This is a genomic window from Nostoc sp. DedQUE04 (assembly GCF_034530995.1).
In the GTDB taxonomy this organism is placed as follows: domain Bacteria; phylum Cyanobacteriota; class Cyanobacteriia; order Cyanobacteriales; family Nostocaceae; genus Nostoc.
Map to the genome: position 1 here is coordinate 171,014 of NZ_JAVRCA010000001.1, position 13,376 is coordinate 184,389.

11 protein-coding genes and 1 pseudogene are annotated in these 13,376 nt (G+C 43.6%); 11 read left to right on the forward strand and 1 reads right to left on the reverse strand.

All coding sequences use genetic code 11. The annotated features are described in order from the left end of the window. Positions 1-197 precede the first annotated feature (197 nt). The 3 genes from RM049_RS00755 to RM049_RS00765 all read left to right on the forward strand — a co-directional run bounded on the left by RM049_RS00755 (position 198) and on the right by RM049_RS00765 (position 2,554). Positions 198-725 carry a gamma carbonic anhydrase family protein gene (locus RM049_RS00755; protein WP_322686321.1) on the forward strand — a complete coding sequence of 176 codons (528 nt, stop codon included), beginning with the start codon at positions 198-200 and terminating at the stop codon, positions 723-725. Positions 726-975: 250 nt separating this feature from the next. Then, entirely contained in the window at positions 976-1,101 is a 126-nt protein-coding gene (locus RM049_RS00760; protein WP_322671746.1) for a photosystem II protein Y, read from the forward strand. A 154-nt stretch (positions 1,102-1,255) separates the two neighbouring features. After that, positions 1,256-2,554: a folylpolyglutamate synthase/dihydrofolate synthase family protein gene (locus RM049_RS00765; RefSeq protein ID WP_322702826.1), complete on the forward strand. Its 1,299-nt coding sequence runs from the start codon at positions 1,256-1,258 to the stop codon at positions 2,552-2,554. Positions 2,555-2,590: 36 nt separating this feature from the next. Here RM049_RS00765 and RM049_RS00770 read toward each other — a convergent pair whose 3' ends face one another. Then, positions 2,591-3,889 (reverse strand): sugar ABC transporter substrate-binding protein, encoded by a 1,299-nt coding sequence (locus RM049_RS00770; protein WP_322702827.1) that lies wholly within the window; start codon positions 3,887-3,889, stop codon positions 2,591-2,593. Positions 3,890-4,041: 152 nt separating this feature from the next. On the opposite strand from RM049_RS00770, the gene RM049_RS00775 reads away from it, so the two are divergent. The 8 genes and pseudogenes from RM049_RS00775 to RM049_RS00810 all read left to right on the forward strand — a co-directional run bounded on the left by RM049_RS00775 (position 4,042) and on the right by RM049_RS00810 (position 13,244). Beyond that, positions 4,042-5,148 (forward strand): type IV pilus biogenesis protein PilM, encoded by a 1,107-nt coding sequence (locus tag RM049_RS00775; protein WP_322702828.1) that lies wholly within the window; start codon positions 4,042-4,044, stop codon positions 5,146-5,148. A 4-nt stretch (positions 5,149-5,152) separates the two neighbouring features. After that, positions 5,153-5,929 (forward strand): PilN domain-containing protein, encoded by a 777-nt coding sequence (locus RM049_RS00780; RefSeq protein WP_322702829.1) that lies wholly within the window; start codon positions 5,153-5,155, stop codon positions 5,927-5,929. After that, positions 5,926-6,690 carry a pilus assembly protein PilO gene (locus RM049_RS00785; protein WP_322671750.1) on the forward strand — a complete coding sequence of 255 codons (765 nt, stop codon included), beginning with the start codon at positions 5,926-5,928 and terminating at the stop codon, positions 6,688-6,690. Before RM049_RS00780 ends, RM049_RS00785 begins: the two co-directional genes overlap by 4 nt. A gap of 279 nt (positions 6,691-6,969) precedes the next feature. Further along, positions 6,970-9,153, forward strand: coding sequence for an AMIN domain-containing protein (locus tag RM049_RS00790; protein ID WP_322702830.1), 2,184 nt, complete (start codon positions 6,970-6,972; stop codon positions 9,151-9,153). Between the two features lie 236 nt (positions 9,154-9,389). Continuing rightward, positions 9,390-9,602 (forward strand): annotated as a pseudogene (locus RM049_RS00795) (Uma2 family endonuclease); the annotation flags it as partial. Between the two features lie 686 nt (positions 9,603-10,288). Then, the gene (locus tag RM049_RS00800; RefSeq protein WP_010998076.1) at positions 10,289-10,573 is read left to right on the forward strand and encodes an HU family DNA-binding protein; all 285 of its coding nucleotides are present in this window, start codon (positions 10,289-10,291) and stop codon (positions 10,571-10,573) included. Between the two features lie 26 nt (positions 10,574-10,599). Then, a complete protein-coding gene (gene cobD / locus RM049_RS00805) occupies positions 10,600-11,667 on the forward strand; it encodes a threonine-phosphate decarboxylase CobD (protein WP_322702831.1) in 1,068 nt (355 codons plus the stop codon). 125 nt (positions 11,668-11,792) lie between these two features. After that, the gene (locus RM049_RS00810; RefSeq protein WP_322702832.1) at positions 11,793-13,244 is read left to right on the forward strand and encodes an NAD(P)/FAD-dependent oxidoreductase; all 1,452 of its coding nucleotides are present in this window, start codon (positions 11,793-11,795) and stop codon (positions 13,242-13,244) included. Positions 13,245-13,376 lie beyond the last annotated feature (132 nt).

A 13,376-nucleotide genomic window follows, 5' to 3' on the forward strand; every position in this document is an offset into this window, starting at 1 on the left:
GGTTGGATTATACACTTCGGCTCAACCACTTTGGGTTACTTGCTCGCTGCTGCATAGACACGGTGTTGCGGCAGGAACATTGTTCACTAGTGTTTTCCTCAGCGTAGAGGCTTGACGCTGTGATATCCTGGTTGTGCAACCAGCCTCAAAGGTTGGTGTTTCTCCAGTGTTCCTGGGTACCATATTCATATTCTATCGTGTCTACCGCTTCTTACTGGACATCTCCTGATTTTTCTCAAGCTGCCTTCATTGCGAACAATGCTGTTGTTATGGGTTCGGTAAATATAGCAACAGGAGTGAGCATTTGGTATGGAGCAGTGGTTAGGGGAGATGTAGAACGAATTGAAATTGGCGAATGCACAAATATTCAGGATGGTGCAATTCTACATGGTGACGCTGGTTTTCCAACAATTTTAGAAGATCATGTTACCGTAGGGCATCGCGCTGTAGTACATTCTGCTTACATTGAGCGTGGAAGTTTGATTGGCATTGGCGCAGTGATTTTAGATGGGGTACGAGTGGGCGCTGGTAGCATTATTGGTGCTGGCGCAGTAGTAACTAAAAATGTACCGCCTTTGTCATTAGTTGTCGGTATTCCAGGTAAAGTATTACGGCAAGTAACAGATGTTGAAGCCGCAGAACTGATTGAACACGCTAAACGTTACCAAAAGTTAGCTTTAGTTCATGCTGGTAAGGGTACTGATATTGGTTTTAGCAAGGCTTAGAGAGTAGGGAGTAGGGAGTAGGGAGGCAGGGGGGCAGGGGAGCAGGGGGGCAGGGGAGCAGGGGAGGCAGGGGAGGCAGGGGGAGAAGAATTAATAACCAATGCCCAATCCCCAATGCCCAATGCTCAATACCCCATAATTTAAACATTCTTTACATTTGGATTTGGAAAAATTGCCCACTTCAGCTAAAAATAAAAATGAGAGCTGTTGACAAAACTTTAATTTCTACTTAAAAGAGGGGTTCTTAGATATGGATATCGATTTTCGTATAGCGATCGTTTTAGCACCAGTAGTCATTGCTGCTAGTTGGGCAGTGTTTAATATTGGCGCTGCGGCTTTAAGACAATTTCAAGGCTTTTTCGATAGAGAAGCTTAAATTCATTAATGGGGCATGGGGCACGGGGTACTTGTACTGAGTTTCGACTGCGCTCAACTACCGCGAAGCCGAAGTATTGAGCATTGATTATTCATCTTGTCCCCTTGTCCCCTTGTCCCCTTGTCCCCTTGTCTCCACTCCCTACTCCCATTCCTTGGATATCGATTCTGTAATACAACCCCTGCAACGCTTTGGTGTCCATTTGGGACTCGATCGCATTGTCAACCTATTGGCAAATCTCGGCAATCCCCATCACCAAGTCCCGGTAATTCATGTTGCTGGCACTAATGGCAAAGGTTCTGTCTGTGCCTATATTTCCTCAGTACTCACAGAGGCTGGTTATCGTACAGGACGCTACACTTCACCCCATCTAGTTGATTGGACGGAACGTATTTGTCTGAACGAGCAGCAAATTTCCTCTGAGGAATTGAGTCAATTATTAGAAAAAGTCCAAGCGGTTATTCGTCATCAGGACGAATCGGCAACTCAGTTTGAAGTAATTACGGCGGCTGCTTGGTTATATTTTGCTCGGCAGCAAGTTGATGTAGCTGTGGTAGAAGTCGGACTGGGAGGGCGCTTAGATGCAACCAATATCTGCTTGGAACCTTTGGTTACACTCATTACTTCCATTAGCTGGGAACACTGGCAACAACTTGGCCCTACTGTCGCTGACATTGCTGGAGAAAAAGCAGGTATTCTCAAACCTGGATGTCCCGTTGTGGTTGGGCCATTACCACCAGAGGCAGACCAAGTGGTGCGATCGCGCGCCTTAAAATTACAATGTCCAATTTTTACACCTCAACCCGCCCGTGAAATCGCTACAGGATGGGCAGAATATCAAAATATTCAAAATTCAAACTTAATTAAATATCCGTTGCCGTTAGCGGGACAAATTCAGTTAACCAATTCAGCTTTGGCAATAGCTGCTTTAGAAATTCTTCAACAACAGGGTTGGCAGATTTCAGAAGAAGCCATAATTAACGGCATGGCCAAAACTAAATGGCCGGGGCGGATGCAATGGATTACTTGGAACAACCATAAATTATTACTTGATGGCGCTCATAATACTGCCGCCGCTCAAGTTCTTCGCCAATATGTTGATAGCTTAGACTCAGTTAACCATAACCCCGTCAATTGGATTGTGGGAATGTTTGCCGATAAGGATCATGCTGATATTTTTACCGCATTACTGCGACCAGGCGATCGCCTTTATTTAGTGCCAATACCAGTAGAACCCTGGCCCGGAAGAACTTCTGCGGATCTAGACTACTTATCAAATCTAGCTTACAGCCTCTGTCCCGAATTAAGCGATCGCCAAATCCATCCAGATTTATTCACAGCACTAGCAGCTGCAACCTCAACCGCTACCACAGACGATTTAATCGTTTTGTGTGGTTCCCTTTATTTAATCGGCGACTTTTTAGCAACCACCAATATATTTCATAAATCATAATTACGAATTACGAATTACGAATTACGAATTACGAATTTACCTCTGATTCCACTCCTGCGCCGCATCTTCTACAGCTTTATCTACAGTTTTCTGCCCTAACATTGCTGCTTGCAAGTTTTCGTAAACTGCCTTTTGCAGTTTATTAAAATCCTTCAATGTCGGGGTCAATATTTCTGCCTTTGGCAGTTCTTGAGCACTCATTACTCGTGCTTTTTCTATTGTTGAAGCATTAGCTGGAACATCTTTAAAGTAACTATCAGACAATGCTTTGATTGTAGAAGGCAGAACATTTGCAGCTTTAGCAAAGGCTAACTGATTTTCGTCATTGGTGACAAATAAAGCAAACTTCACAGCGCCATCTGGTTGTTTGCTATCGCGAGGAATAACTATGTTCATCACCGCGACATTTTTCTTGCCTGTGTCACCAGTGAGTTGAGGTGCTATTTCCGAAGCTTGAGCAATTTTGGGGGCATTATTAGCGATCGTTTTTAGGAACTCTGGCCCAGAAGCGAGAAACGCAGTCTCTCCAGATTGGTATAAATCGATCGCGTGGCGATGTCCTTGAGTTAAAGCCTCTTTAGGAAGCAAACCTTTTTTATACAAGTCTACCCAATACTGAAACGCGGCTTTCCCTGGCGCTGAATTAAACGCCGCTTTACCCTCAGCATCTATTAAAGTGACTCCCATTTGCACGAAAGATTCCAGCACTTCACCAGAATCTTGCGGTACGAAAGTTACAAAAAAGGCATATTTTCCCGTCTTGTCTTTAATTTGTTGCGCTGCTTGTGCTAATTCTGCGTAGGTTACGGGGACTTTATTGATACCTGCCTGTTTTAATAAATCAGTGTTATAAATGGTTAACCGTGTGGTGAGATACCAGGGAATCCCAAAACTCTTGCCATTAAGTGTGCTTGCTTTCCATATATTCGGCAGATAGGAGGAACGTATATCATTCGGGACTTTCGCATCCAAATCTAACCAAGCATTTCGTCCGGCAAGCTGAGAAGCAAAACCCGGATTCAAGTTAACTACATCAGGTGGCGTTTTTGCGGAGACAGCTGTTAATATTTTGTTCTCCATTGCCGCCCAAGGTACATCAACCCAGTTAATCTTTATACCTGGATTTTGCGATTCAAAATTCGCAATTAGGCTTTTGAAGTAGTCGGTAAATTGAGGTTGGAGTTGCATTGTCCAAAACTCAACAGTTCCCGCTCCTGAAGTAGCTTGTTTTGTACTTGTATTAACATTACCTGTGCTGCAACTTATAACCCAACTGGTTATTAAGCCAAGCAGTACCAAAGCAACAAGTTGTTTAAATTTTCGCAATTGAATCATTTTCCCAGTATTTTTACGCTTGATCGGTGTGAAAAGCTTAGACAGAATTGTTGAGATTATAGGCTAAATAAATTACCCGTAAAGACGTAATATATAACGCCTTTACTGCAACAAATTTAAATTTTCAATTTAGCAGTCCAGCGGGCACAACTGTGGTAAAAAGCTTCAATAGTCTGTTTGGCAAATCGAAGAAAGGGGTAGGCATTGAGCTTGCTCCCGAACGAGTGAATGTAGTTCAGCTACGCAAGCAGGGTCAAGGCTTGAAACTAGAAATCTATACATCGGTAGCAGTTCCAGAAGGGATAGTTACCGATGGTCAAATTAACGACCCTCCAGCAATGGCGCAATTAATTCAGCAGGCGCTAGCTGAGAGCAAAATCAAAACTTCTCGCGTTGCTACTGGTGTCCCAGGACGAGATTCTATCGTTCGGATTATACCAGTGCCAGCAGAGTTAGACGATAAAGAACTGCGAGAAATGGTGCTGAACCATGAAGCAGGTTTGTATTTACCCTATCCTCGTGAAGAGGCTGATGTAGATTATCAGAAACTTGGGTATTTTGTAGATGAAGATGGCATTGAAAAAGTACACGTACTCTTAGTTGCCACCCGCAAGGAGATCACGGATACCTATATAAGTACCTTCGAGCAGGCAGGATTACAAATTGATGTTTTAGAAATTAACAGTTTTGCTCTAATTCGGACTATTCGCGAACAACTGCGACAATTTGGGCCGCAAGAAGCAGCAGTACTAGTTGATATCGAGTTTGATAGTACAGAAATAGCCATCATCGTTAACGGAGTGCCGCAATTTTCGCGCACAGTCCCCATCGGGACTTATCAAATGCAAACTGCCTTAGCAAGGGCAATGAGCTTACCTACATCACGAGATATGGAACTGTTACACGGAATGGTTATTCCTGCAACTCCCATAGACGGGGGTAAAACTGGCGTTACCGAACTCGATCCTGGCATGGCTGCCATATTGAGAGTCTTGGGAGAACTAACGGATGAACTGCGCCGTTCCATCGATTTTTACCTGAATCAAAGTGAAAATTTGGAGGTAGCGCAGATTTTATTAGCCGGGCCAGGAGGTGGACTTCAACAGCTAGATGAATTTTTTACCCAACGATTGAGTTTGCCAACTACCCAAATAGATCCAATTGGGTCTTTATCTTTGGAAGTTGACACTGATAAATATCCACAGGTACAACGCTCTGGCTTGGCGATCGTACTAGGTCTAGGAATGCGGGAGGTGTAATAAAATGTACAGCCTAGATGTTAACTTTCTTAAAGACCGCCCAGCATACCAGAAAAAGCCAGAGAAACAAGGAGGAATAGCCCTAAAACTTCCTACGGGGGATTTGACACTACTGTATGTAGGAGTTGCAGTAGGTATAGGTCTTCCGGTTTTATTTGGAGTTGGTTGGTGGTTGCTGCAAGGGAAGATTGTTGAATTAGATGGTCAGATTGCACAACTAGATCAAGAAAGCAAGAGGTTAGATACAGAAATAGGAAATATTAACAAAATCAAAGACGAGACAAAGGCAATTAAAGGGGAAACCCAAGCTTTAGTTACTGTATTTGACCAAATTCGACCTTGGTCAGCAATGCTGCAAGATTTGCGCGATCGCATCCCAACGGCAGTGCAAATCGAGAATATCAAGCAAATCCCACCCATTGCAGTAGCGGCAGGTCAGCCACCAAATAATCCCGCAGGGGGATTAGAAATTAACGGATTGGCTCGTTCCTTTAATGATGTCAATGATTTCTTATTGAGTTTACAACAATCTCAGTTTTTGAAGCCCACAGAAACCAGAATTCTGACAGCAGCGTTAGTAGATGCTCCCTTACCAGCAAGTGCGAGTCAATCTTCTAATAATGTCGTAATTAAGCCACCTCAAATAGTTAAATACACTATTCAATCGAGCATGAACGACGTTCCAGCGTCGGAATTAATTCGAGAGTTGGAAAAAAAAGGCACAGTGGGGTTAGTAACTCGAATTCGTAATATGCAACAAACAGGAGTCATTTCAAAATGACGCTGAGTGATGATTTAAATTTTTCCGAACAAGGTGGGGAATTCGATCAGGCAACGCCAGCCGCACCCGTAGTATTTGGTATTGCCTTCACACCAAAAATTATTGGGATCTTGGTAGGGGTAGTTGGTTTAGCGGGAGCAGCTTATATATTTTTAAACCTGCTGATGCCAGCTTGGGAAAGCTATCAGCAGCAGCAAGCCAAAAGCTCTGAACTGCAAGCGCAAATTGAGCAAAAAAAAGCCAATATTAAACAGATTGACAAAGTTAAAGACGAACTAGCACAGGCAAAGCAGCAAAAAGTTCAGGTTTTAAGTTTATTTGCTAACGAAAAAACCTTAGATACATTACTGTTGGATTTGAACCGCTTAATTGAGTCTGGCAATAGTGCAACTTCTATTAATGCAGTAAGAGCCAAACTGAAGAGATATGTGCCGATTTCCCAAAAACCAGAACCGATTACCGATGGAAGTCTAGGACTAGGGGTTGACGGCAAGCTGCAACGCAGTACGATCAGCGCTGAGATTACAGCAACTTATGAACAAACACAATCGATAATTCGTAACATTGAGCGGTTACAACCTTTGTTAATAGTTAAAGATTATCAAGCAACTTTGGCTCCAGCAGAGACAAGATCCCCATTAGATAAAACGCCGATGCAGGTAGGCCCAGCAGCGATTAATACATCATTCCAGTTACAGGTATTGATGCCACTTAGTCCAGAGGAAATTGCCGCAGCAGCGAAAGCTGCCCCGAAAAAGTAGTCAAATTAGAGCTAGGACGAATAGAATTCGCGGCTACACAAGCGTAGACAAACCCTTCCCACACACTAAGGAAATAATTGAGGATTTTGAAACTCACTTTCGCCCTTGGTCTTTCCGCAGGGTAGGTGGGCAAAGTCTCGTGTAGTTAAGCCAACGCGATCTTCTTCAAAAAAGAGAGGTTAGCGCCAATGGGAAACCCCATAAGCAATTGGCGTGTGGTTTCTAAGCGCCTACTCAAAATTGTTTGTAAACAAGGTTTTATAAGGTGAGGAATGAACTGTGAAACAGCTTCACGGTAATAGTTTTATTTTAGCTACTGCTGCTTTTGTATTTTTGGCAGCTCAACCAGTTTGGGCACAAATTAGTCAAGTTACTGATGTCCAGTTAAATCCAGTTAATGGTGGAATTAACGTCGCTTTGAAAACTTCTTCCGGATCGCGCCCCCAAGTTTTCACTACAAAAAGAGGCAAGGCTTTAGTCGCTGATGTTATCAACACTCAATTACGATTACCACAAGGTAATAGCTTTCGTCAAGATAACCCAGCACCAGGAATTGCCTCTGTTGAGGTTAGTCAGCTTGATGCTAATAGTATTCGGGTGACGGTAACTGGGAGCAACAATGCACCTGGCAGTCAACCCGTGATGCGATCGCCAAATGGAATTACACTCAGCTTTAGCCCTTCAACAGGCTCTACAGCATCAGTGCCAACGCCAACAGCCCCAACAACCCCAACATCCACAGCTCCACCTATTACTACTCCAGCTCCAGCCCAACCTGGCCAAAAGCCAGATGTTCTCGTTCCTAACCCGCAAGTAACCATTGACGGACAACCTGCACAAGCTGCTGGGCCAGGTCAACCTGTGAGTCAGGCTCCACCGTTCTTACCTCGAGCCGTCGCCCCACCAGTGGGAGATATTGCTATTTCTGCTACCGATGCTTCTCCTAGTACCGTTGACTTAGCAACTCAGGAACGTGTACCTCGTCTAGTACTGCGAGATGCCCCAGTACGTGAGGTTTTATCATTGCTTGCTCGTGCTGCTGGTTTGAACCTGGCTTACGTCGGAGGTGAGCAAGGTGGTGGAGGTCAGCCAGGTGGCGGTGCTAATGCACCAGCAGTTTCTCAAACTATTTCTTTAGACATAGAAAATGAGCCAGTGCAAGATGTATTTAACTACGTTTTGCGCTTGAGTGGTTTAGAAGCTAACCGTAGTGGTCGTACAGTTTTTGTCGGAGCTAAATTACCTAATGCAACGCGTGACATGGTTATGCGTAGTATGCGACTCAATCAGGTAACGGTGGGAACCGCTCTGAATTTTTTGGTTGGCTTAGGAGCAGAAACTGCTGTCAGCCGCGAACGACAAGTTACTAGTGTTAGTGCTGTAGCCGTGGGTAATACGGCTGCTCCCATCACCCAAACTCAGACGACCACAGAAACCAGACTGGAAACCCAACGCGCTAGTTTTCAAGACTCTAATCCATTACTAAGAGGTTTACAGGCATTAGGAGACGAGCGCACCAATTCACTTACCTTAATTGGCCCTCCTAGACTCATTGAGATTGCGATGGCTCAACTAACTCAGCTTGATATCCGCCGTCGTCAAGTGGTAGTCAACGTCAAGATTATTGATGTCAACCTCTCGAACATTCAAGACTACAACACTAGCTTTTCTTTTGGGGTTGGTAACAACTACTTTAGCAATGATGGTGGTATCGCCTCTCTGAATTTTGGAGGTAGAAGACCAGCTACTAGTGCTGAAGCGAGAACTAGCTTGACTAGTACACCATTCGCCAATAATATTGTTAGCACTATTGCAGCGCCGATACAGTTCCCCAAGCGTCTTCTCGCTAGCTTGCAGGCTCAAGTGACAAATGGCAATGCCAAGATTTTGACCGACCCAACCTTAATTGTGCAAGAAGGTCAGCAGGCTCTGGTGAATCTGACTCAAGAAGTAGTGGGAAATATAACCCTGGAAACAACGGATACTTCTGGTGGTTCTAGAACAGAAAGAACAATTGAGAAACAAAAAGTTGGCTTAACCTTGAGTGTCAAAATTGAGCGGATTGACGATAATGGGTTCGTTTCTTTATCGGTTGCTCCTACTGTCAGCGCTCCTTCCGCCTCAGAAAATACAGGAAATGGACAAATTATTTTAGTGTCTGAGCGCTCTCTTACTTCTGGCTTAATTCGCTTACGAGATGGTCAGACACTAATCCTAAGTGGTATTATTCAAGACCAAGATCGGACAGCTGTCTCCAAAATTCCTATCTTAGGCGATCTTCCGCTGATTGGTTCGTTATTTAGAAGTACAAACCGACAAAACCAGCGTCAAGAGGTGATTGTGTTGCTTACACCTCAGATTATGGATGACTCTGAGAACTCCTCTTACGGCTATAACTACGCCCCTAGCCCAGAGGTGCGGCAAATCCTTGAGCGTCGTGGGTTGAAGGTTCCTGGTAGATAAGGAGCAGGTAAGTTATCTCTGACAAAAACTCAGATCCCCGACTTCTTTAAGAAGTCGGGGATCTTCTTATTCATAAATAGGATTTTAAATGTCATTTTAGAATAAGAATACTCAATCACAATAAAAGTAGTAATACTAGTGGGTGAATACTAATGAGTCCAGAACAAGAGTTATTAACAAAATGGCGTTCTCTTCACAAGACAAACAAGAGGAAGTTTTAAAATGTCCTCAAACTAGTCCCTGAATTTTGGCGCTATAACGGCAGTGTGTTGCGAGTCTACACGCTTGCAGATGGGCAATACTCAGAAGTCGAAACCAGCCCTACTTTTGCACCTGTGTCGGTCAAGGAGATTCCTCGGTTTATCCAAGAAGCTAAGAAGAATGGGGAAATTGATACTACCCGTGCTTTTTGGGCTTGGGTGCAACAGAAAATTTCTGCTAGGGAATAGGTTTGTTCAGTGCCTACGTTCGTTGTACCCCTACGGTAAGCTACGCGTAACGGATGCACCAGAAAAAGTTTTTGCAGCGTAGTTTACCGCCGTAGGCATCGCCCCATAAATGTTAAGAAACATGTAACTAATGGATAGCCTTCTAGGGGAGAAGTTTTAATTTTTCCCTCTTCGCTACTAAAGAAGCTTGCTATGGGGTTAAATTTCGCATTGGATTTTCCACATCAGATCAAAAGTGAGCAAAATCTGCGACTTTTTAGAGAAATTGGGAATCTGAGCCTTCAATTTCCATAAAAATTGGTTAATCTCAGCAATAACTCTTCAACATCGTTAATCAATGCCAACAAACATTGACCATCTTCCACCTCCTACTCCCCTGTTTTCTTTGCAATTGCGGGATTTACTAAGTATTTTTTCCTACTTTTGGGGTGGTTTTTAGTGAAACAAGTACCCTAAAATTACAAAAAATCCTGAAATCTATATAAATTAATGGTTTCATCTATCCACATCAGGCTACTACACCTTAGAATGATTCATTGAAAAGTCGAGCCGATGGGATGTACAGCCGTTTTGAGAAAAAATACTCCCAAAGGATGATTTTTGTATTTCCGCAAACAAAGATTTCAGTACGGATGTATTAATGTGCATCCGTACTGAAATCTCAAGTAAACCTTCAGGAGTTTGACATGAACAAAGGTGAATTAGTTGATGCCGTAGCTGAAAAGGCTAGTGTTACCAAGAAACAAGCGGATGCAGTCTTAACTGCTGCTCTAGAAACGATTATTGAAGCGGTTTCCTCTGGTGATAAGGTGACATTGGTGGGATTTGGCTCATTTGAATCACGGGAACGTAAAGCCCGTGAAGGTCGCAATCCGAAAACAAATGAAAAAATGGAAATTCCAGCGACGAGGGTTCCTGCCTTCTCCGCAGGAAAACTGTTTAGAGAAAAGGTAGCACCCCCAAAAGCATAGGTTCTGTCTTCGGGAACCCTTTTTTAATGCGGCAACCTGCACACGGGGGAAATTTAGCCTGGGCAGCAGCACTGGCTGGCTGTCCCCCTAATGCTATTCTGGATTTTTCTGCTAGCATCAGCCCGTTGGGGCCTCCAAACAGCGCGATCGCTGCTATTAAGTCCCAAATTGGTAATCTTAAGCACTATCCAGACTCAAACTATAGTGAACTGAGACTAGCTCTCAGTCACTTCCATCAATTGCCGTCAGAGTGGATTCTGCCGGGTAACGGCTCCGCAGAATTACTCACTCTAATCGGTAGGGAATTAGCTCAATTAGCCGCAACAATTTTGATTACTCCAGCCTTTGGCGATTACTACCGAACCTTGGCAGCGTACAACGCTAAAGTGCTGGAGTGTCCTTTGTCATTGGTCAGTGGTCATTGGTCATTATTCCTTGACAAAGGACAGAGGACAAAGGACAAAGGACTATTGCTGAATAATCCCCATAACCCAACCGGAAAACTATTTTCACGGGAGTCTATTTTGCCCTACCTGGAGCAATTTGCTTTGGTTGTGGTGGATGAAGCATTTATGGATTTTGTGCCGCCCAATGAGGAAGAAAGCCTGATTCCGGTGGTGCAGGAATATCCAAATTTAGTAGTATTGCGATCGCTGACCAAATTTTACAGTCTCCCAGGACTGCGATTGGGATATGCGATCGCACATCCTGACTGCCTAGCTAAATGGCAGCTATGGCGAGATCCTTGGCCTGTAAACACGCTAGCGGCAGCAGCGGCAATTGCGGCACTCCAAGATACGGAGTTTCAGCAGCAAACCTGGGCATGGCTACCACCTGCACGAAACCAACTGTTTCAGGGTTTAGCTGAAATCCCAGGATTGCAACCCCAAGCAAGTGCTGCTAACTTTTTACTGGTTGAGTCCCAAGAATCTACTTCCCATTTACAGCAACAATTACTCAAGTGTCACCAGATTTTAATCCGCGATTGCCTTAGTTTTAAAGAACTAGGCGATCGCTTTTTCCGGGTTGCTGTACGTCAAGAGTCCGATAACCAACGCTTACTAACAGCGCTAAAAGAGAGTTATAAGTTGTAAGTTAGGAGTTATAAGTTAAAAAAGGTTTTAATTCTTAACTGCTAATTCCTAACTCCTAACTCCTAACTCTTAACTCCTAACTCTTAACTCCTAACTGCTAACTCCTAACTCTAATCTAAATTCACGTGACCGTTGACTACGATGTTGTAATTATTGGTGGCAGTCTTGCTGGATACTATGCTGCACTTGCTGCAACCCAATTACGTGCTACAGTTGCTCTGGTACAACCCAAAGTAGACTACGGGTTTACTCATCACTATGCTCTTACCGAAATTGGTAAACTAGCGCAGAAGTTGAAGGATGCGGGTGGTTTTGGTATTCATGCCACACACACTGATACCTCAGAAGAATGTCAGATATCTATGGCATGGCAAGAAGCGATGCTGTATGCTCAATGCGCCGCTTCAAATCTCCAAGAACAGTATTCCCCAGCCATTCTAGCTGCGCAGGGAGTCGATGCGATCGTTGGCAGTGGTCAGTTTCAATCTTCACCTCAATTGGCTTTTGCCGTTAACAATCGCCTACTACGTGCCCGTACTTATTTGCTAGCCAGTGGTTCGCATCCAGAAATTCCAGAGATTGCAGGATTACAAGCCACTGGCTATCTAACCCTTTCTAATATTTGGCAATCTTTCCGGGGAGCGACATTACCCAAAAATTGGGTAATTATCGGTGGAATTCCCCAAAGTATTGAAATTGCTCAAACTTTAGCAAGGTTTGGTTGCAGTGTGACGCTGGTAGTCAAGCATCCTTATGTTCTTCCATATCTAGACCCTGAGATAGCTACATTGCTTCAAGCGCAGCTAGAAGTCGAAGGTGTGCGCGTACTTACCGAAAAACCAGTAACTCAGGTGAGGGTAATTGAAAATAAAAAGTGGATTCAAGCAGGAGATAAGGCCATTGAAACTGATGAAATTTTAGTGGCGACTGGCCAACAGCCGAATCTTGAATTTCTAAATTTGGCAACAGTAGGTGTGAAATGGCATCGGCGTAGCTTAGTAGTAAATGATAAACTGCAAACTACTAACCACCGCATTTATGCTTGTGGTGATGTAATTGGTGGTTACGACTTTGCCAATATCGCTAATTATGAAGCAAAAATTGCCCTGAACAATGCACTATTTTTCCCTAGATTACGAGTAAATTATTCCTCAATTCCTTGGGCGATATTTTCTGCGCCGATGCTGGCGCAAGTGGGTTTGACAGAGGCACAGGCAAAACGCCAATTTCGTCGAGATGAAGTTTTAGTTTTGCGACAGTATTTTAAAACAGTGGCAGCAGCCCAACTTCGGGATGAAACTACTGGTATGTGTAAATTAATTGTGCTACGCAATGGAGAAATTTTAGGGGCTTCGATATTGGGGGCAGAAGCTGGAGAATTAATTAATTTGATTGCCTTGGCAATATCACAAAAAATAAAAGTCAAACATCTAGCAAATTTATCTCCTGCCTACTTCAGTTTTTCAGAAATTTTGGAACGAACTGCAAGAGAGTGGAGTAAGCAAAAGTTAAATACTAACATTCCTTTGCAAGAGTTTTTAGAAGGCTTCTTCCATTTTCGCCGCAATTGGAATTAGCACTTACGTACGGAGTTGTCACTATAATAACTTAAACAAGGTATTGATATAGGACTCCAATTTGATTTCTGAAAACATTTTGAGACTGAAAAGCCCGTTTTCTAAGGATTTTATCTAAAATCTCGTTCAAAA

Coding starts and splice junctions, on each gene's coding strand:
- RM049_RS00785 (WP_322671750.1), top strand. CDS start 5,926: ATGACGCTGAGTGATGATTTAAATTTTTCCGAACAAGGTGGGGAATTC.
- RM049_RS00800 (WP_010998076.1), top strand. CDS start 10,289: ATGAACAAAGGTGAATTAGTTGATGCCGTAGCTGAAAAGGCTAGTGTT.
- cobD (WP_322702831.1), top strand. CDS start 10,600: ATGCGGCAACCTGCACACGGGGGAAATTTAGCCTGGGCAGCAGCACTG.
- RM049_RS00780 (WP_322702829.1), top strand. CDS start 5,153: ATGTACAGCCTAGATGTTAACTTTCTTAAAGACCGCCCAGCATACCAG.
- RM049_RS00760 (WP_322671746.1), top strand. CDS start 976: ATGGATATCGATTTTCGTATAGCGATCGTTTTAGCACCAGTAGTCATT.
- RM049_RS00770 (WP_322702827.1), bottom strand. CDS start 3,889: ATGATTCAATTGCGAAAATTTAAACAACTTGTTGCTTTGGTACTGCTT.